At 41.5% G+C, this 20,550-nt stretch carries 18 protein-coding genes and 1 pseudogene; 8 read left to right on the forward strand and 11 right to left on the reverse strand.

Annotation, left to right across the window (positions count from 1 at the left end; translation table 11 throughout):
• Positions 1–162: 162 nt before the first annotated feature.
• A pseudogene (locus tag NKI27_RS07900) lies at positions 163–969 on the forward strand (NERD domain-containing protein).
• 29 nt (positions 970–998) lie between these two features.
• Here the strand turns inward: NKI27_RS07900 and NKI27_RS07905 are convergent.
• The 5 genes from NKI27_RS07905 to NKI27_RS07925 form a co-directional block, all read right to left on the reverse strand.
• Positions 999–1,721 (reverse strand): NYN domain-containing protein, encoded by a 723-nt coding sequence (locus tag NKI27_RS07905; protein ID WP_265049121.1) that lies wholly within the window; start codon positions 1,719–1,721, stop codon positions 999–1,001.
• Between the two features lie 3 nt (positions 1,722–1,724).
• Entirely contained in the window at positions 1,725–2,138 is a 414-nt protein-coding gene (locus NKI27_RS07910; RefSeq protein ID WP_265049122.1) for a hypothetical protein, read from the reverse strand.
• Positions 2,139–2,416: 278 nt separating this feature from the next.
• Positions 2,417–2,779 carry an ATP-dependent Clp protease adaptor ClpS gene (locus NKI27_RS07915; protein WP_265049123.1) on the reverse strand — a complete coding sequence of 121 codons (363 nt, stop codon included), beginning with the start codon at positions 2,777–2,779 and terminating at the stop codon, positions 2,417–2,419.
• Between the two features lie 654 nt (positions 2,780–3,433).
• Positions 3,434–4,237, reverse strand: a complete 804-nt coding sequence (locus NKI27_RS07920; protein ID WP_265049124.1) for a CHAP domain-containing protein — start codon at positions 4,235–4,237, stop codon at positions 3,434–3,436.
• Between the two features lie 71 nt (positions 4,238–4,308).
• The gene (locus tag NKI27_RS07925) at positions 4,309–6,246 is read right to left on the reverse strand and encodes a metallophosphoesterase family protein (RefSeq protein WP_265049125.1); all 1,938 of its coding nucleotides are present in this window, start codon (positions 6,244–6,246) and stop codon (positions 4,309–4,311) included.
• Positions 6,247–6,461: 215 nt separating this feature from the next.
• Between NKI27_RS07925 and NKI27_RS07930 the strand changes: the two genes are divergently transcribed.
• Positions 6,462–6,911, forward strand: coding sequence for a helix-turn-helix domain-containing protein (locus tag NKI27_RS07930; protein ID WP_265049126.1), 450 nt, complete (start codon positions 6,462–6,464; stop codon positions 6,909–6,911).
• A 31-nt stretch (positions 6,912–6,942) separates the two neighbouring features.
• On the opposite strand, the gene NKI27_RS07935 is transcribed toward NKI27_RS07930, so the two are convergent.
• The 5 genes from NKI27_RS07935 to NKI27_RS07955 all read right to left on the reverse strand — a co-directional run bounded on the left by NKI27_RS07935 (position 6,943) and on the right by NKI27_RS07955 (position 12,029).
• A complete protein-coding gene (locus NKI27_RS07935; RefSeq protein WP_265049127.1) occupies positions 6,943–7,212 on the reverse strand; it encodes a hypothetical protein in 270 nt (89 codons plus the stop codon).
• 105 nt (positions 7,213–7,317) lie between these two features.
• Positions 7,318–7,839 carry a hypothetical protein gene (locus tag NKI27_RS07940; RefSeq protein WP_265049128.1) on the reverse strand — a complete coding sequence of 174 codons (522 nt, stop codon included), beginning with the start codon at positions 7,837–7,839 and terminating at the stop codon, positions 7,318–7,320.
• 169 nt (positions 7,840–8,008) lie between these two features.
• The gene (gene galU / locus NKI27_RS07945; protein ID WP_265049129.1) at positions 8,009–8,842 is read right to left on the reverse strand and encodes a UTP--glucose-1-phosphate uridylyltransferase GalU; all 834 of its coding nucleotides are present in this window, start codon (positions 8,840–8,842) and stop codon (positions 8,009–8,011) included.
• 265 nt (positions 8,843–9,107) lie between these two features.
• On the reverse strand, positions 9,108–9,794 hold the full coding sequence (locus tag NKI27_RS07950) for a TSCPD domain-containing protein (RefSeq protein ID WP_265049130.1): 687 nt from the start codon (positions 9,792–9,794) through the stop codon (positions 9,108–9,110).
• A 96-nt stretch (positions 9,795–9,890) separates the two neighbouring features.
• Positions 9,891–12,029: an adenosylcobalamin-dependent ribonucleoside-diphosphate reductase gene (locus tag NKI27_RS07955; RefSeq protein ID WP_265049131.1), complete on the reverse strand. Its 2,139-nt coding sequence runs from the start codon at positions 12,027–12,029 to the stop codon at positions 9,891–9,893.
• 845 nt (positions 12,030–12,874) lie between these two features.
• On the opposite strand from NKI27_RS07955, the gene NKI27_RS07960 reads away from it, so the two are divergent.
• The 4 genes from NKI27_RS07960 to NKI27_RS07975 all read left to right on the forward strand — a co-directional run bounded on the left by NKI27_RS07960 (position 12,875) and on the right by NKI27_RS07975 (position 18,652).
• The gene (locus NKI27_RS07960; RefSeq protein WP_265049132.1) at positions 12,875–13,078 is read left to right on the forward strand and encodes a DnrP protein; all 204 of its coding nucleotides are present in this window, start codon (positions 12,875–12,877) and stop codon (positions 13,076–13,078) included.
• Positions 13,079–13,086: 8 nt separating this feature from the next.
• Entirely contained in the window at positions 13,087–14,199 is a 1,113-nt protein-coding gene (locus NKI27_RS07965) for a tRNA-queuosine alpha-mannosyltransferase domain-containing protein (protein WP_265049133.1), read from the forward strand.
• A 236-nt stretch (positions 14,200–14,435) separates the two neighbouring features.
• Positions 14,436–15,500, forward strand: a complete 1,065-nt coding sequence (locus NKI27_RS07970) for an efflux RND transporter periplasmic adaptor subunit (protein WP_265049134.1) — start codon at positions 14,436–14,438, stop codon at positions 15,498–15,500.
• A complete protein-coding gene (locus tag NKI27_RS07975) occupies positions 15,500–18,652 on the forward strand; it encodes an efflux RND transporter permease subunit (protein WP_265049135.1) in 3,153 nt (1,050 codons plus the stop codon). The genes NKI27_RS07970 and NKI27_RS07975 overlap by 1 nt, the downstream gene beginning before the upstream one ends.
• Before the next feature lie 79 nt (positions 18,653–18,731).
• On the opposite strand, the gene NKI27_RS07980 is transcribed toward NKI27_RS07975, so the two are convergent.
• Positions 18,732–19,301, reverse strand: a complete 570-nt coding sequence (locus NKI27_RS07980; protein WP_265049136.1) for an ion channel — start codon at positions 19,299–19,301, stop codon at positions 18,732–18,734.
• Positions 19,302–19,679: 378 nt separating this feature from the next.
• Between NKI27_RS07980 and NKI27_RS07985 the strand changes: the two genes are divergently transcribed.
• A complete protein-coding gene (locus tag NKI27_RS07985) occupies positions 19,680–19,952 on the forward strand; it encodes a hypothetical protein (protein ID WP_265049137.1) in 273 nt (90 codons plus the stop codon).
• Positions 19,953–20,036: 84 nt separating this feature from the next.
• On the forward strand, positions 20,037–20,507 hold the full coding sequence (locus NKI27_RS07990; RefSeq protein WP_265049138.1) for a hypothetical protein: 471 nt from the start codon (positions 20,037–20,039) through the stop codon (positions 20,505–20,507).
• The last annotated feature ends 43 nt before the right edge of the window (positions 20,508–20,550 follow it).

Here is a 20,550-nt window from a genome sequence, read left to right on the forward strand (position 1 = left end):
CCGGAATAAGTGACGAATTGCCCAAAAGGTTGAGAGCAGACACGTAGGCCTACCTCTAAAATAATTAGGGTCAGAAGAAATTAAAAATCAGTTATTACACTTGATAGATTTGCTGAAGCCGACCTAAATAATAGTTTGTTGAATTATAAGAGAATTGTTTGAATGGACATCTCCATTATTTTTGCTCCAATAATGAACGTTATGTGGTATTTAGTACCGCTAGCAATTTTTGCGACAGTGATAAAATCACCATGGTTCAAAGGTAAGGCGGGAGAGTTTCTCGTAAACATCACAGCCAAGTTCTTCCTCAACAAAAATGATTATCACCTCATTAAAAATGTCACTTTACCTACCGTAGATGGTACAACTTAAATTGATCATATTATTGTGTCTAAATATGGCGTATTTGTTGTTGAGACTAAGAATATGAAGGGGTGGATTTTTGGTAATGAAAAGCAGAAATATTGGACACAAAAGATTTTTAGAAGTAGTCATAAATTTCAAAATCCACTTCACCAAAATTATAAACACGTTAAAACGCTTGAAGCGTGCTTAGATATTGACGCGTCTAGTGTTTTTTCTTTAATCGTTTTTGTTGGCGACAGTACCTTTAAAACTCAGATGCCAGAAAACGTGACAAAGGGGGGAGGCTATATTCAGTTTATTAAATCAAAGACTGAACTACTGCTTTCAGAAGCTCAAGTTTCAAATGTGCTTGAAAGAATTAACTCTGGAAGATTAGCACCATCCATTAAGACTAATATTCAGCACGTTAAGCATGTTAAAGAAATTATTAGAGAAAAAGAAAGTAGTAGGGCTTGCCCAAAATGTGGTGGAACAATGGTTCTGAGAGAGGCAAAAAAAGGCTCGAATCAAGGTAAACAGTTTTATGGTTGCTCTTCGTTTCCGAAGTGTAGAGGGGTTCTAACGTTTGCATTTGAAGGTGCTAATAGAGATGTTCAGACTTGATCGTGCGGTTATCCAGTGAACCCTCCATATCATGACTTGTTAAGTTGCTTCGCGCGTTTTTTGTCTCGAATCCACAGTACCGAGCCGTTTGTTTTTTTCATTTCAAATAGGTCGATCGCCATAAATAAATCGCTTAACTTCTTAAAACCATAATTTCGCTGATCAAATGACGCATGATTTGAAATATGGGTGCCAATTGGACCAAGCATAGCCCATCCGTGGTCATCTTCAACCGCTTCAATAGCCTGTCGTAATAGGTTTATTAACTTAGTATCACTTTTGATATTTTTGCTCTGCTTCTGAATAGGCTGTTGGTCAACGACTTCGTCATCAAAATATAAGAAGCGTGAGCAGCTATTGACGAATGCCAGAGGTGCTTTTCGTTCACCGAAGCCGATTACAAATTTACCATCTGCCAGTGATCTTGTTACCAGTGGGGTGAAGTCGCAATCTGATGAGACAAGACAGATAACATCAACGTCCTTTGTATAAAGCACGTCCATGACATCTATGACTAAAGCCATATCTGTCGCATTTTTACCTTTTGTTAGATCAAATTGCTGAATTGGTTGAATGGCAAACTCATGAAGAGCATCTTCCCAGGCTTTTAAATTTTGGTTTTTCCAATTTCCGTATGCTTTTCTGATGTTAACGACACCGTAACGAGCAAGCTCGGAAAGTACGCTGTCAATTTTCTTCGCAGGGGCATTGTCAGCATCAATGAATACCGCAATTTTCTCTTTATCCTTCATAACTTAAGCCTTTATTTTGACAAGGTCTCCACTAACAAAAACACACCCGAACCGATCTTTGAGGAATATATTTGCTCCGGCTCGATGCTCTGTTTTTCGTTCTATTCTTGCATTTACAAGAAGGTCACCATCAATACCCGCTTTCTGACCGTTTCGTATGGCTTCATCCATTGCCCTTTGAATAAGATTATCTTTGGGGCCTGCTTCATAGCGGAGAGTTTGAGGGTTGACTTTATAACAAGTTTTACCTTCAACAAACGTGGCTGTTTTATTAGATTTTTCATAATTCAAATTTCTAATGTCAAAGGATGATGCCGCTGTGAACTGGCCAAGCCTTTCGTTTACGTCTGGGTGAGATACACAGCCAGATAATAATGATGTTGTTAAAGGTATAGCTAAAAAATAAGGGGTTTTCATTTTACTCACAGATTGAATATAAAAATTAGGGTTGGGAGCTTATTTAGGGTCTTAACTGACAGTAGGTTCTGAGTAAACATATCTTCTTTTATTACACCTATCAATACGACTGCTATACCCATGTTGCAGTTAATTGAATCCAATCATTCGATGCTATATCGGTGTGGCGCTTATGTTTGGTTAGATAAAAGCGTCAGCTCCATTTATCTATTTTTTGCGAGGCGTAATTCCACTAGAATTGGTTTGAGTTTATCAGGGCCTTAAACAAACATCCCTTATTACAATGTCCTTATAATTCTATTTTCAAGCTGACAAGCATGTGCTTTTGCTTGGATGTTTATATATTTTTGAAGCCTTAAAAGAGTATCTTCCTCTGCTTTGGCTAAGATGATACTGCCGTTTTTATGAATACGCATCATAAGCCTTACTGAGTCTTCGCTGCTGAACCCTATTTTAATCAATAGCTTTACAATGAATTCTAATGAGGACTCATCATTACTGATAATTTCAAGCGAATATTGTTTGCATGTACTGGCCGCAATTGAACGCCAAAGCGCTTCACTAAAGTCGTCTATATCAGTTATAAATGACTTATCGCAGTACTCGACTAACGCTTTTCTAGCCACTTGGTTTCTTTTCATTTGCCTATTTAGAGATTTCAGAAAAGACATGTTTAGCTGACTCTGAATGAGGTTGTTGGGCGATAAACGATTAATTAGGATCAGAATAGAATGCCGCTCACTTAAGGATATAACTAACTTAATTCAAGTGCATAGCCATGTAGGTCGGAATTTATTCCGACGCTATGCTCGTTGTTAGTGATTGTACCGACAAGAATGAGACATAGTTTAAAAAATACGTTGTGGTATTTTCAATATTTGTCGGAATAAATTCCGTCATAGAAAAATGCTGAAAGAATTTAACCAGATACCTTTAAGTCAGAGCCATTTGTGACAGGTTTATTATTTAAGGCAGAAGAGTTTCTGGTAAACCGTTTTATGGCTGTTCTTCGATTTCTATATGTCGATTGTTTATTTTGGCTGCCTTTTCTTGCCATTAACCCCCACACAATTAGCGATACTGCAAGCGCTAGTACGATGACATGTGATAATTGTATGACTTGATAAGCTGAGACAGTGTGCCATCTAAGCTCCTTCTCTCGATTAACCAACCCCTGATTTCAGTCGTGCCTCTTTACATCAAGACTGCTGTTTTTCGTTCACTAAGACGCGTGTTTAATGTTACCTGTTGAACTGGCTCATCTTTAGATCATGAACACGCTTCTTGTGATTTCTTCACCGTGTCGTATCTACTCCTACATCCTCTACCGTTAAATTTCCCCGTTCAAAATCTAAAGGCTGCTGGTCTTGTAGGCAGTCGATAAAGTGTTGAATAGTGCGGATATCTCGTTTACCTATTTTTAAACGGTTGCCACAGTTACCTTCGGCTGTATATATAGCCGTGTTGTCGGTTGATACGCCAATAATAAAGCCTGTATGGCCTTTGCCTTCGGATTTAATTTGAATAAAAATATCACCGGGTTTGGGGTGGTTTGTTTCTAGCTTGAGGCGACGGGCTTCGCGCCACATGTTTTGTACACCTAGGTGGTGTTTGCCATTGATAGGGTATTCGCCTAGTACGTCTTCGAGTACCCAAGAGACAAAAGCGCAGCACCAGGGTTGCCCGATGACGCCGGTGTTGCCCCAATAGTTATCAATATCAGGACTACGATTTGAGCCGTCAGGCACTTCGAATACTGGCTTGGCATATTCTTCTTGGATGACTTGAAGGATTTGTAATCGTTTATCGGTTAAGCCTTTAGGTGTGACGGCAGAAAAGTGATTTCGTTGCGCTGTGCCGCTGGGGTTTTCTAGTGCCCACCACGTGCTTTTACCGACAATTCCATCGACTATTAAAGCTTGGCCGTTGGGGCCAATATGTTGGAGTTGGAATAGCTCCACATTGGCATGGGTTGTATCGTCAAAGAGTCCATGTGAGGGTATTTGGTCTGAAAAATACCCGTGAGATGAAAGAAGATGCTGCAGTTTCGCAACATCTTTATTGGGTGCTGGGCGTTTAAGCTGAACGTGTTTAGTCATTGATCTCTCCCTAAATTGAGTGGGGCTCAAGGTAAGTCGTTAACACTGGCTTAACTCATTGATTGAAAAGGTTAGTTTGATGTCATGGTATATTTACCGGTTAGGAGGGTACTCAAAGCACCATGGGTGGTTTGACTGATCGTTGCTCCTTTGTCATGTATTTCACCAATACTGTTGTGGGTGATGACTGCTAGGCCTGTATCACTGGTAATGGGCTCTATGTCTAGCTTTAGGTTAGATGTTAATGGTAGCGTTCTAATTACACCGAATTCGTCACCGAGCTTCTTTTTGCCTTTTTGTTTTAAGTGGAAGCCTTGCATACTGCTGCGAGGGACGCCGTAGTTGGCTGTATCAAGTTTTTTCTGAGAATAGATAATATCCCAGGCGGGGCTTCTATTTCGCAGTGCACTACAGGTGAATTGTTGGAGGATTGTTTCGCCTGCGCTGTGTTTTAGTCTGCCTTTGAATGCATAAGAGTGGTGTACATCTCCCGATAGAATAATGCATCGCTTTAGTTTGAAGGTGTTGTTTAAGGTATGCATGAGTTGGTTAAACGTAGGCTTGTCTCCGCGCCAAAATTCAGCATCGACTGAACTTATTTTCCCCACTTTAGTCATGAGTTGCTGGATCCACTCTAAAAACTCCTGACCGAGGACGGGCGATGGTGATACTAAGATAATCTCGGATGGCTTGTTTGCTTCTATCCATAGCGGCTGTATAGCGGCAAATCCGGCATTATTAATAAGCCCTGAAACTTTATTGTTACCTCTATGGCGTCTGTTTGTACGGGTATCTAATGCAATGATGGCAGGTGAGGTCGGCACTGAAAAATGCCACTGATGAAAGTTCCATAATGTCGTCTCGAAGGACTCGTTCTGTAAAGGTGTTGGGGCTGAAAGGTTGTGTAGATAGTCTTGAACTGTGCTGATGAAGGCGCTATCGAACGCCTCAGGATTGTTGCCCCAGCCTTGGCACAGAAAGTAGGCCGCTAGTCCATTGCTTACAACTTTTCGGGTCAGATTGTCTTGCTGAACGGTGCTCTGCCATGCTTGGTTGATATTCCAGTCGTCGGTGATGTCGTGGTCATCAAACATCATATAGGTAGGGGTATTCGCGAGTAGGCGTCGGATACGATGACCGGATATGCCTATGTTTGAGTAAACACTATCGTCCCAGTTTGTTGGGTTCCAGCACAGTAAGTGAAGGCCAAAGAATTCGGAGAACGAAACAAGGTGGTTGTCGGCTGCACCTGAGGTAAATGTCTTCGTATAGCGGTAGCCAATTCTTTCGCCTTTTCTAAAACGAGCATGAGACCGCTTTCTAAACAAAGATACCCGTTCACCAACAGCCAACTGCGGTTTGATGTCTGCTAACCAAGGAGCTTGGCCTTCGTTTGTTTTTAATGTGTTGCTTATAAACTGGGTTAATTGTTTGATGGTGGTGTTGCTAACGTCATCGGCATAGATTTGGTCACCGGTTAAAAATAGACAAGCGGGTCGCTTTGAAATAGGGCTATCAACGCTGTCTTGAAGTAATTGCTCGCCTTTTGAAAAGCTTTCTTGGCCGTCTCCATGAAGCTTAAAGCAAGAGCCATGTAGGTAACGCTTAAGGGTCGTAGGAATATAAAATGAAGGGAGTGGCAGGCCATTCAGGTTAAGGTAGCCGTCGTCGGATGGGTTATCGTAGTGTGTTTTGATTAACCCAAGGGCATTTAGGTTGATGCCTTTATCGGGCTCTCCGAAATAAATGTCATAGAAAAGGCGGGTGTCAGTGGGGAGCCCTTCTAAGCTTGTTATTTGAATTAAGTGCACAAAGCAGCTATCTGACACTTGGATTTGTTGGTGGCCATTGTTTGCACGGCTATTGGCGATTTCTAGTAGTGAGTTGTTACTCTCTTGATAGAGAATGCCGGTTATATCGATTTCTTTGTTGGTAACTAGCCAAATACAAGCGCGGCTTTGTTCTGTGCGACGCAGAATAGGACCCGCTAATATATTCAGTTCATCCATTTGAGGTTTCCTTGTTATTCCTAAATTAACTACATTTAGTCTAGCAAAAATACTCGAGAATAGTGCTATTTTATATAGGGTTATACAAATGATTAAGAGGTGAGTGTCTTTTTAAGGGTTAAGGGTTAAGGGTTAAGGGTTAAGGGTTAAGGGTTAGTGGCCATAGGTTAGCTGAATGGATTTTTAGAGCTATTCATAATCTATTGATGTTTGGTATGATTAACGCTGATTTATCGGGAAGGCTAGATATGAAGTACCTGCGGAACTTTTATAAGCATTTAAAACAGCTACGAGAAGACAAGCGTCTGACAGAAGATGATATTAGCGTTATTTGTCAGGTAGATGCTTCTGTTGTGAGGGCGTGGGAGTCCGAACAGCCAGAAAAGCGATGCTTTCCTACTATCGATAATCTTATAGACCTTTGCCTTAAAACGGGTACGCCTTTAGAAACCTTATTAGCGCTTAACTATGATCGTGAAGGTGAGGAGCAGCTAGAATTACCTGGCTTGGCCTTTATAGACGAGCATGACGTGAATTTGTCACTCGATTACCTTCATAACGAGATTGAAAAGCTGCTACCTACCGAAGACGAGGTTGAATTATTAAAGCGGTATAGGCGTAGTGATGATGAAAATAAAAAGCTGATATTGCAGTTGATGGTATAAGGTTTACCCGTAATCGGGCAAACCTTATCGATTAATCTAAACCAAAAGAATTGAAATCTGTCGATTCATTATCAATCCTGTCATAGTGCTCCAGAGCCCTTACCATTTTAGCGTGCTCCATGGTTGACTGTCCTGATCTTAAGTAAAGCTTGGATGCTTCAACTACTTTCTCCATTTTTTTAAGTCGATAATGATGATTAAGTAGGGACTTTGCAATAAAGTGTGGGTCTTCTCCTTGTTCGCGCATATCTATTGCCGTTTTCAGTGCGTGCTTTAGTTCTTCGTCGGTAGGCGTTCCCATAAATATCTCACTTTCTATTTATCTATTTAGTTATAGTTATTTTTTTATAGGGTGCTTTATCCTCTTTTTTTTGGCGTAGGTTTTATGGTTGATAGTAGATCGAATTTAAAGGTTCTTTAATATTAATGTAGAGGCTATAAAGCGATTAGTGTCTGTTTGAGTGCGAACCCTATTTCTTTCGAGCGTGGTTAGCGTAAGGAGGGTGTCGCCTCCAAGAAACAGTGCACCATTGAGCAGTATGCTTTCATTATCCATGAATATTTGGGCTGAAAACTTGGCGCGGTTGTCGGTAACAGAATAATTGAGAATAATAAGGGCGTTTCCGCCGAGGCTTTGTATATGGTCAGTCATCTTCATTTCTAACCAATCTGATTTATTAGCGAGCTTATCAGGATGTTCGTTTTTACAGTCTGCTCTCATGAATGTATTAGGCAAATAGAGTTGCGCAGAATAGGTTGATTCATCGTCAGCCAGCACTCCAATGTGTTGAGGGAGTTGTGGAAAGACGACCTTGTGCTCACAAATGGGTGGGCTAAACATAAAACCGTGGGTATAGAACGATGTATCACCCGGGCTTATAGGGGAGAACATAAAAGAGGAAACTAATCCTACGAGAGAATACCACATCGTATAACCCTCCATCACAGTGTTAACTTTATCTTAGTTCAAGATTTAAAGTAAGCACAGTTAATGTGAGGTTATGTAGCCAAACGGTCTATAAAGGAGCGCTAATAAACGATTTTTATATTGCTGGGAGGGCGTGCTAAAAGGGTGGGGGTTGCCCACCCTTTTTAGATTAACTTTTCTTGTAAATGTTTTCGTAGACGTAATTAGTCGCTTCAACAAACCCGTCTATGCTACCGCAGTCGAATCGCTTGCCTTTAAATTTATAGGCAAGTACACAGCCGTTTCTGGCTTGTGTCATCAGTGCGTCAGTGATCTGTACTTCACCATTTTTGCCAGGCGGTGTATTTTCAATGATATCAAAAATGTCTGGGGTTAGAATATAACGCCCAATGATGGCTAAGTTAGAAGGTGCATCTTTAGGATCAGGCTTTTCGACCATATCTGTGATGCGGTACAAGCCTTCTTTCATGCATTCGCCAGCAATAACGCCGTATTTGTTGGTTTCATCTTCTGGGACTTCTTGAATGGCAACAATGCTGCATCTAAATTGGTTGTACAGCTTGGCCATTTGAGTCATGACTTCGTCTTCACCTGGCTCAACAACACAAAGGTCATCGGCTAACACTACACCAAAAGGGTTTTCACCAATTAGGTTACGACCAGTTAGAATGGCATGACCTAGGCCTTTCATTTCACGTTGACGTGTGAACGAAAATTGATTGTTTTCGATAAGGTGACGAATAGAGGTGAGAAGACCTTCTTTACCGCTGCCTTGAATTTGATGCTCAAGCTCGTAACTAATATCAAAATGATCTTCGATTGCGCGCTTGCCTCGACCTGTTACAAAACCTATGTTGTTCATGCCTGCTGCTACGGCTTCTTCTACTGCGTATTGCACAAGTGGTTTGTTGACCACAGGTAGAATTTCTTTAGGCATTGCCTTGGTAGCGGGCAAAAAGCGGGTTCCGTAACCCGCAACCGGGAATAGACAATTCTTAATCATTCTAACTTCCTGTTGATGTGTTGCTCTAAATGTTGATGCGTTGTTCTTTGGTTGGCTAGCTCAGTCGATAGCGCGTTGGCGACTATTGTAATTGAGTCGCACCCGAATGTTTAGGGTTGAAGTGGTTTTATTAAGCATTCTGATAAGCCCGAGCACAAAAAAGGAGGCTAATGCCTCCTTGAGTAGTAAAACAGGTACTTGAGATATTAGTAAAGCAGGACTTTAGAGCGTCTTGCTTTTAGTCTGAAGTTTGCTGTTTATATGTTTAACCACACTTACTATCGCCGCAGTTCAGGCAGGTTTTGCAACCATCCATCACAATGACCGCTTTAGTTGAACATTTTTTACATACGGTTGCGTTTGCAGGGAAGGCGGTATCTGAATCGTTGGCGCTATTGGATTGCTTTGATTCAAACTCAGCACGCTTTTCTGCCAAGATCTTTTTGGTATGATCGCTTAACTCTTCTGTTTCAATTAGACCAATGGCCTTCATGTGCTTTTCAATCACCGCACCGATTTCTGCTACTAATGAAGGCATAAATACGCCGCCCTTTTTATAGTAACCACCGTTGGGATCGTACACGGAAGAAAGCTCCTCAACCAAAAAGGTGACATCGCCTCCTTTTCGGAATACCGCTGAAATAACGCGTGTTAAGCCTATAACCCACTGGTAATGTTCCATCGACTTAGAGTTGATGAATACTTCATAAGGGCGACGAATTTCGTGATCGGTATCTTCATTAAGCAAGATGTCATTAATCGTAATATACAGTGCATGCTCTGAAACCGGAGGCTTTATCTTATAGGTTGAACCTAGTAAAAACTCAGGGCGGGCGATGCTTTCATTCATCTCGACTGGAGCGAATGTGTTCTCTGCTTTTGTTTCAGGTGTAGCGGCTTCAGCTTTTTTTACTTGGTAGCCGACAATTTTCTTAGTTATTTTGACGGTCATAATCAAATGCCTGTTGTCTGTATTGTTACTGAGATCAATCTGACAGACCCTTTGCTGGTTGTTAGGAACTGTCAGTATTACGCGTTTGGTTGTGAATTAATACTTGCCGTATGTGCCTTCTTTTAAAGCATCAAACAAATTGGCTGCAGAATGAATTTCACCATCGTATTCGATCTCTTCATTTCCTTTTACACTTACTTTACTGCCGTCGTCTAGTGTAAATTCGTAAGTTGTGTTCTCTAAGTCTTGCTCTTTAACCAATACACCTTGGAATGCTTCAGGGTTAAAGCGGAAGGTAGTACAGCCTTTTAATCCTTTTTCGTAGGCATACATGTAGATGTCTTTGAAATCAGGGTAAGGGAAGTCAGTCGGCACGTTGGCCGTTTTGGATATTGAGGAGTCGACCCATAATTGAGCGGCTGCTTGAATATCAACATGCTGCTTAGGCGTTACTTCGTCTGCTGAGATAAAGTACTCAGGTAGTTTTGCCTCTGCTTCTTCACTGTAAGGCATGGCCTTTTGGTTGATCAAGTGACGGTAAGCAAGCAACTCATAAGAGAATACATCTACTTTCTCTTTGGTCTTTTTGTTTTCACGAATAATATTTCGTGAATAGTGGTGAGCAAAGCTTGGCTCTACACCATTACTAACGTTGTTGGCCAATGATAACGAAATAGTACCGGTTGGTGCTATAGATGTGTGGTGTGTGAAGCGCGCGCCTTTTTCAGCAATTTTCTCAATTAACTCTGGCTCGTACTGAGCAATACGCTGCATATAACGGCTGTATTTAGCATGTAGTACTTTACCTTTAATGCTGTCACCTGCTTTAAAGCCGTCTTCTTTCATTTCTGGACGTTTGATGAGCATTTCTTCAGTGACAGTAAATGTCTCATCCATGATAGGTGCAGGCCCTTTCTCTTCTGCAAGCGCAAGTGCTTGCCTCCAACCTTCAAGCGCCATTTCACGGTTCACTTCTTCAGTGAACTTGACTGAGGCTTCGTCGCCGTAAGGCATTTTTAGCATTGTGAGCGTAGAGCCTAGGCCAAGAATCCCCATGCCATGACGACGCTTGTTAAGGATTTCATTACGCTGTCCTTCCAGTGGTAGGCCGTTGATCTCAACTACGTTATCGAGCATACGAGTGAAAATTGCCACTACTTTACGGTACTTATCGAAGTTGAATGTTGCCTGATCTGTAAACGGCTTCTCAACAAATTTAGTTAAGTTAATAGAGCCTAATAGACAGCTACCGTAAGGTGGCAATGGCTGCTCACCACAAGGGTTGGTGGCGCGGATGTTTTCGCAAAACCAGTTGTTGTTCATCTCATTGACTTTATCGATCAGGATGAACCCTGGCTCAGCAAAATCGTATGTAGATGTCATGATGCTATCCCAAATGAAGCGCGCTTTTACAGTGCTGTAAATGCGGCATGCAACTAGGCCTGCAGCGTTAGTGACATATTGGTCTTTAACCGGGAACTCGCGATAAGTGAATTTAGTTGTGTCGCTTGCGTCTAAACCATCTTCATCAAGTTCTTCTTGTGTTACTGGGAATGATAGTTTCCAGTCGGCATCTTCTTTTACCGCTTTAATAAAGTCATCTGTAATAAGAAGCGATAAGTTAAACTGACGAAGGCGTCCGTCTTCACGCTTAGCTCTAATAAAATCGAGAACATCTGGGTGATGAACATCAAATGTCGCCATTTGAGCACCGCGACGGCCTCCGGCTGAAGAAACGGTGAAACACATCTTGTCAAAAATATCCATGAAGGAAAGAGGGCCAGATGTGGTTGCACCGGCGCCCGCTACATAGGCACCTTTAGGGCGTAGAGTAGAGAACTCATAACCAATACCGCAACCGGCTTTTAGCGTAAGGCCCGCTTCATGGTTTTTAAACAGAATGTCGTCCATTGAATCATTGACGATGCCTGAAACGGTACAGTTGATGGTAGAGGTCGCAGGCTTGTGATCTCCGGCGCCAGCATTAGACATAATTCGTCCAGCAGGAATAGCGCCGTGCTCTAATGCCCATACAAAATCTTTGTGAACTTTATCTTTTGTCTTTTTGCTTTCGACTTCTGCTAGCGCTTTTGCAACGCGAGAGTAAGTGGCTTTGATATCGCTATCAACCGGATCACCATTTTTAGTTTTTAGCTGGTATTTAGTGCTCCAGATATCCAGCGAAGCGTCTTGCATGGGTATGGGGGTGGTGATTGGTTCAACTTTAGCGTTCATTTCAGCCCTCTAGCGACAAAATGGTCAAATACCGAAGGCTCTATATGTAGTGTTAGTTGTTACTAACAGGAGAGCCCTTGTTTTTAGAGCATTCGAATATTTGACGAGATAAATATAAAAAATTGATTGCGTTTTAAAGCGAAGTTGGAGTTTGTTCTTATTATTAGTTAATAATTGGATGAAACCCAATATATCCGCTTTGATGGTGTTGAGTATAACACTATATAGTGTTTTGTGAAGTTTGATTATTTATTATTTTATGTACAGCGATACACGATTGAGCGTCTTGCGATAAGACATAGTGGCTGCTGAGTTCAGGCATTATACGGGTTAAAAAGAGTTAAACAATGACAGAATGACCATTTAATTGATGAGAATTATTTTTTGTAAAAATCACTATATATAGTGCTTTTGCTTGACATAAAAAAGGTGCTGATCCATCAGCACCTTAAGTGGTTTACTTCTCAGCTCAGAGAATAAAATGAAAAGCTTAATGATTTGCTTCATTAGACATTATAGGTGCCTCTTTAGTCGTCATTAGACTATTTGACACTTAAAGTTGCGGGTTTTACAACACCGACAGTTAATTGCCTTTATTTATATGCAGTTGATGTTTTTATATTATGTGGATATTTAAGTAAGCGGTCTAATACTTTGATTTCTCATATGCTTAAGCTTGTTACGGGGTTAGGGATTAGATGGGGCGATTTGAGTTATTCCGGTAGTGCGACCTAAAACCCAGCTTAGAGCCTGATACTGATCAAACAATACTTATCAAAATTATATATACTCCACCTAATGCAGTATGAATATTTAGAGATAGTTGGGTTTGTAGAGATTTTTGAATGAGTGAACGTTGTTGTCCAAATTGTCAGGCACCATTAGAAGCGCCTATCGCAAAAGGGTCGGCGCCTATCTGTCAGCGGTGTGGTATGGCTATATCGCCTGCTAGAGATGGTTATATTGCCGGCCTGCGAATGAACTTTAAAACAGCGGTGATCTTGCTGACTGTTTTTTGTGTTGTCATGATGTTTTGGCTTCCTCGCTAGCGTCTGCCATGCCAAAAAAAGCGAAAGGGCTGTTGTTGTCTGCCTATGATGCAGGCAGTCATCGCTATTGGCGGGAAGGGCTAGTGCAATATCTGGCTGAATACGACTGGACTGTTGTGACGCTGCCAGCCAGATACTTCAGTTGGCGCATTAGAGGTAACCCTATTAGTTTTCTGGCTGAGTACAGCGCCGAACTTTCGAGGGATTATGATTTTATTGTTGCAACCTCCATGGTCGATTTAGCGACCGTTAAAGGTATTTTTCCATCATTAGCAACCACGCCATCGCTCATGTATTTTCATGAAAACCAGTTTGAATACCCTAAAACACTAAACCAGCCGGCCAGTATCGAGCCTCAGATGGTTAATCTGTACGCCGCGATGTCCGCAGACTCACTTCTTTTCAATTCTGAATTTAACCGAGACTCATTTTTTGCGGGTATCGATCGCTTAATGGGGAAGCTACCCGATTATGTAATGATGAGCCTGAGTCAGACGTTAGCGAGTAAGTCATCTGTTATACCTGTCCCTATTAATGACGACTGGTTTGAGTTACCTCGTCCCTTGATTCGAGAACAGTGCGCGCCTATAAAACTGGTCTGGAATCATCGATGGGAATATGACAAAGGCCCCGATAGGCTTTTAGGCTTCATTAGTGAGCTTAAAAACAGAAAGGTACTATTTGAGCTAAATATTGTGGGCGAAGCATTTAGGCAAGTACCCGATGAGTTTAGACAGATCAAAAATAGTTTTTCAGCGTATATCAACACATTTGGTTATTTAGCAGATAGCCAAGCGTATAAAGCGTTATTGACTCAGTGTGATGTGGTTTTATCAACCGCAATACACGAGTTTCAGGGGGTTTCTGTTATGGAGGCGGTTTCTGCAGGGTGCTTGCCATTGGTGCCCGACCGCCTCTCATATCGACAGTTGATCCCCGTTAAGTATCGATATGCGTCAAATATAGACTCTCCTGAGCAGGAGTCTATTGCTGCAGTGGATTGTTTGTTAAAAACCTATCCTTCACCTGATACGGCGTTAAGAACAGATTTTCAGCGTTATAGCTGGCGTTCATTAACGGCAATGTATCGAAGCAAAATTTTAGCACTTCTGAATTGTTAATATCGATATACATCTATATAAACGCGCCATCATCTTGTGTTATCAAGGGCTTATGACCTTTAAAATGGTTCATTTTTACCGTAATTAATTGAGAAAAACGGTGAAAAAAACACCTTAATTAGCTATTCTTCTCATTAAATAATCACATATCAAACTCTAAATAAACGCGGGTTGAGCATATTTCACAGGTGTGAAGAGTCTTGCTTACTCATTTATAGACGGTGGACGGAATCTATATGCATTATCAACGATTTATACCTCTAGTTATTAGCTTGGCATTAATGGGCTGTGGACAAGAAGAAACAGGCTCTGCAAAAGAAATTATACAGCCTGCAAAAATAATGATTGTTAAAGGCGCTAGTAATGAAGTTAACAGGCAGCTACCTGGGACAGTAAGAGCTTCACAGCGGGTAAACTTATCATTTCAGGTGCCAGGGCAGTTAAAATTCTTTCCTGTGAAAGAAGGTCAAAAAGTATTAAAGGGAGAAGTGTTGGGGCGGCTTGATGATAGGGACTATCGCAGTAATTTAAGCGCAGCTCGTGCTGACTTAATCAATGCTGAATCAAACTTTAAGCGAGCAGAAGGGTTACTGGTTAAAAAGTTTATATCGAAGGCTGAATACGACAAATTAAAAGCAGCGCTTGATGTGGCAAGATCAAATTCAGAAAAAGCCGAAAAAGCACTCGATGATGCAGAGCTTAAAGCGCCGTTTACAGGCACGATTGCTAAACGTTATGTTGAAAACTTTCAAGATGTACAAGCTAAACAAGCAGTTATTAGTTTGCAGGATATTAGTCAGTTGGAAGTGGTGATCAACATTTCAGAATCCCTCGTATCTAGACGAAATAATGATAAAGATTCACTAAAAGTCAGCGCTACATTTGATGCGTTTCCAGATGAGCAGTTTGACCTATTTGTGAAAGAATTTTCAACCGAAGCAGATTCAAACACGCAAACTTTTGAAGTTGTGTTAGGCATGAACGATACCAAGGGGATTGCACTTTTACCTGGGATGACTGCAAAAGTGATGGCCTCAAAGGTCAATACCGATGCCGTTAGCAGTACTTATTTGTTACCGCTACATGCGGTTGTGGCAGATGAAGATAGTAATGCATTTGTGTGGGTTGTCGATAAGTCTAGTACGAGCGTGACGAAAAAGCCTGTTGTAATGGGAGCTTTAAAAGGTTCAAGCGAAATTGAAGTAACCGGTATTGATTTAGGGGATATGGTTGTTGTGGGCGGCGTGACCAAAATGCGAGAAGGCAAAATCATTAGACCGATTGAGAAGGTAGCGTACTAATGAATCTTGCTGAGTGGAGTATTCGTAATAGAGTTATTACGTGGACCCTTACCGTCATTTTGGCAGTGGTAGGGACAATTGCATTTGATAATCTGAGCCGACTTGAAGACCCCGAGTTTACCATTAAGGAGGCGGTGGTGATTACCTCGTATCCTGGGGCATCAGCGGCTGAGGTTGAAAAAGAAGTGACCGACTTAATTGAGCGAGCAGCTCAAGAGATGGGGCAGTTAGATAAAGTCGAGTCTAAGTCATCCCGTGGGCTTTCGATCGTTAAAGTCACGATGAAAGATAAATATGATGCCACGGGCTTACCTCAAGTATGGGATGAGCTTCGCAGAAAGGTTAACGACAATCAGAGGCACTTGCCACCTGGTGCCGGGCCTTCGATTGTCAATGACGATTTTGGCGATGTATATGGTGTTTTTGTCGCACTAACGGGAGAGGGGTATACCAATCCAGAGCTGTATGAGCTAGCGAAATACCTAAGACGTGAGCTACTAACGGTTCAGGATGTTAAGAAAATTTCCTTTTATGGTGTGCAGCAAGAAGTTATATATATAGAAATGCTGCGAGAAAAAATGTCTGATTTAGGCGTCTCACCTGATGATATCTACCATGCGTTAGGGGCAAAAAATACAGCAATCAGTTCGGGCTATGTCACCATTGGCGCTGACCGTATAGCACTTAATCCAACAGGGGAGTTTCAATCAGAGCAAGAATTTGGTGACCTCCTAATCCGCTCGCGACAAAGCGATAATAATAGCCAAATATTTTTACGTGATGTTGCGAAAATCGAGCGAGGCTTTAAGGATCCAGCTGATAACTTTTTACGTTATGACGGTAAAGAAGCCGTAGGGTTGGCTATTTCCACAGCTTCTGGCGGTAATGTTGTAGAAATGGGAAAGGCGTTAAACAAAAAAATAGAATTAATCATGCCGAATATTCCTTTGGGTATCGATGTGAACCCAATCTCTATTCAATTTGATACCGTTACTGACGCTATCAATGGTTTTTTAATCAATTTGATTGAAGCCGTTGTGATTGTTGTATTAATTTTGCTGTTGTTTATGGGGTTGAGGAGTGGCCTTATTATTGGTGCCGTTCTGGTGGTGACCATCATGGGGACATTTATCTTCATGGCGATGCTCAATATTACATTAGAGCGAATCTCATTGGGTGCATTGATTATCGCATTAGGAATGCTCGTTGATAATGCAATTGTGGTGACTGATGGAATCCGCATCAGAATCAATAAGGGTGAGAACGCATTAAAGGCCGCCATTGCTGTTGTAGGGCAAACTTCGATACCGTTACTGGGTGCAACGGCCATTGCGATTACCGCGTTTGCGGCTATTGGTACAAATGACGACAGTACTGGCGAATACACGCGGTCACTATTTACTGTCATTCTTATTTCACTATCAATGAGCTGGGTGACAGCAGTAACGATAACGCCGTTATTATGTGAATACTTCTTAAAGCCCGAAAAGCAAAAGCCTGGTGCAACCGAAGACCCCTACGATAAGCCATTTTATAGAGCGTATAGATCATTCCTAGATCGTTGCATACGTTTCCGTTGGGTCACTATTGGTGTGGTGCTGCTTATATTTGGCTCTTCTTTGTATGGTTTTGGTTTTCTCAAAAATAGTTTTTTCCCAGATTCGACTCGTCCTCAGTTTTATATAGATTTGTGGTTTCCAGAAGGAACAGACATTAATGAAACCGTTAAGCGAGTGGCACGAGTTGAAGATAAGCTTAAAGAGTATGCGCCTATTACTCATTTGACCTCACAGGTAGGGGGTGGTGAAATCCGTTTCTTACTGACCTATACGCCTGAATACAATTACGCTAGCTTCGCACGTATTATTGTCGATATTGATGATTTTGAAAAAATGGCAGCGCTAACGACTCAGGTTCAGGAAGACCTAGAGGCGTTTGTTCCTGAGGCTAATGTCAACGTTCGTTTATTTGTTAATGGCCCAGCTACAGGGGGTAAAATTCAGCTGAGAATACTAGGGCCAGATGCCAGTGAGTTACGTCGTTTAGCAAATAAAGCGTTAGTTGAAATTGAAGCCGACCCTGATGCCAAAGCGGTAAGAAATGAATGGCGCAGTAAGGTTAAAGTATTACGCCCTCAGTTTTCAGAATCGCCCGCGTCAGTTGCAGGTGTAGAACGGCTAGATGTCGCTAATGCGTTTAAATACGCAGTAGAAGGGATTAACACGGGTGTTTATCGCGAAGGGGATGAGTTGCTACCTATTATTGCTCGAGCCCCAGAGTCCGAGCGTGCAGATCTTGAGAGTCTTGATCAAGTAAGGATATGGAGCCCTGCAGCACAGCAGATGATTCCTATTGGACAGGTGATGTCTCGTTTTGAAACTGAGTTTGAAGACCCTCATATCTGGCGGTGGAATAGAGTTTCGATGATTCGTATTCATGTGGATCAACGTACGGGGTTACCGAGTGAGTTATTTGCCCGTATTAAACCCAAGGTCGAGCAAGCTATAGGGGTTGATCTTGAACAATATTCTGGTGCATCACCGCTTAAAGAAGGTGAAAAATATAACGCCAAAACAGTACCGATTCGTTGGAATGATCAAATTCCGATAGAAGGCATGCCGGGTTATTATATGGCGTGGGGTGGTGAGCAAGAGTCGTCTGTAAAAGCGTCAGGGCAAATTGCAGCAGCATTGCCGGTGTTTTTTGGGCTGATGATATTTATTGTGATCTGCTTGTTTAACTCTATTAAGAAAACATTGGTTATTTGGCTAACGGTACCACTAGCGGTAATAGGGGTGACGGCCGGGTTGTTAATTTTCAACCAACCGTTTGGCTTCATGTCACTATTAGGGTTTATGAGCTTGGCCGGGATGCTGATTAAAAACGCCATTGTTTTAGTTGATCAGATCGACGTTGAGTTAGACGAAGGTAAGCCGCCTTACCAAGCGATACTAGATTCTGGTGTTAGCAGACTAATACCGGTCGCGATGGCAGCATTGACTACCATTTTAGGTATGGTGCCACTGTTAGGAGATGCATTCTTTATTGCGATGGCTGTTACCATCATGTTTGGATTGTTATTCGCCTCTGTTTTAACGTTGATTATCGTGCCTGTGTTTTATGCAACGATATTTCGTATAAAGGCAGAATAGCCACTCAGTTTACGACTATGTAAACGGGTTTATTGAACCCCTGCACAAGCGGGGGTTCACCTTTCTTGCAAGTATCTAACTAATTCTCTTTTTTACTTTCTGAAATATATAGCCCCACAAATCTCGCCATTACAATGGCAAGATAAAGTTGACCCAATACTGTTTGAGCTGATACCCATGCTCTGGCGATTGGGTGTATGGGCGTTATATCGCCATAACCTAAAGTCGTCATCGTTACAAAACTGAAGTATGAAAAGACGGATATTGAATCGTCGTGTGGGTTTAGGTTGGAGGGGAGTGCGTCTGAAAACGAAAATGCATTTTCTAAAGTGTTGTAGGTGGCGATATAGATAAATGACCAGATGATGGCAATAAAAAAGTAGAGGCATACGGCAGCATAAATAACGTTAATCGATACGTTTTTACTTTGCGCTAAAAAGCGCCCTAAAAAGATGCTGATATAACTAAAAAAAGCGATATATGAAATCGTACCTATCAACGAATTTAAGTATCGTTTGTCGAAATAATACAGAATATTTATGGTGATGACGGGCAGCAATATAAGCAACCCTACCATTAAGAAATGGCGGTTATCATTAACCAAATACAGAGACGTTAAGAAAATGACAGATATAAACGGATTTAACATTATACCCTCAAATACAAGTGGCGAATATTCTCTTACGTATGAGGGGACAATTAATAAAATAAGCAAGCTGATAAGCAGTAATAAAAAACTGTGTTTTGGTACGTGTGGTCGTTTCATATTTGAGGGTCTTGAGTTTATGGGATGAGCGTAACGTTCGCGTTATGTCTATAAGCTTAAAATATTTTGTACGCGTAAAAAACTAAAAGATATGGAATCTAACGTTTATTGTGAGTCAGTGTTCTAATAAACCTTAGGGTAAATACACAATAAATTCATATTTTCGTCATTTAAACTGGCAGGTTTCATAATATTGGCCTAATTATTAAATAGGTCCATATGGAGTGGGTCCGTACTGAATGGGTTTATGTGGAGAAATTAATGAAACGGTTACTGCTTAATCAAACCTGCGTTTTTCACCTAACAAAAATGGCTTTTCGTGCCCAGAATAAATATAAAAAACGTTATCACCTCACAGAGGAAGATGACTTAATAGCGTTAATAAAATTTGCCGATATTACTAATGATATTGAGCTACGACGTAACTTTATGTTGTTCTACATCAACTGCCCAGACGACATAAAAGATTATCTTGAGAGTGAACATGGCATTCACTCACCGATGGAACGTTATCAATCACTAGGAAGTCTATAGTGGTCTAAGTTGCCGAGCTAATGGCTCGATTACTTTCTATTGGCATTACGTGAAGGCTTAAATACCTGTCACAGGAAAAATGTTATGGAAGGTTTGATTGTGGCACGCGTGCTACATGTACTTAGTGTTGTTTTTTGGATTGGTGGCGTTGCAATGGTCACAACGATTCTTTTACCGTCTGTGCGACGATTTAAAACCGTGGAGGAGCGCGTTGCTTTTTTTGAGCAAGTAGAAGGTCGGTTTGCTATACAGTCTCGTATTACCACTGTACTAGCAGGCCTTTCTGGCTTCTACCTTGTACATAGTTTAGGCGTCTGGAGTCGCTTTGGTCAGCTTGAATATTGGTGGATGACCATGATGGTGGTTGTGTGGTTAATATTCACCCTAATGCTGTTTGTGCTGGAGCCTTTATTCCTTCACACGTTATTTATTCGCAGAGCCAAGCTGCAACCAGAAAAAACATTTACAACCATTCAAAATATGCACTGGCTGCTATTACTCATTAGCCTAGTAACGGTTGCGGGTGCTGTTGCGGGGAGCCATGGCTGGGTATAAATGCCCAAATTTAGCCTATACTTAACAGTATTCTTTCAAGTTT

Origin of the sequence: Alkalimarinus alittae (genome assembly GCF_026016465.1) — a bacterium.
Lineage (GTDB): Bacteria > Pseudomonadota > Gammaproteobacteria > Pseudomonadales > Oleiphilaceae > Alkalimarinus > Alkalimarinus alittae.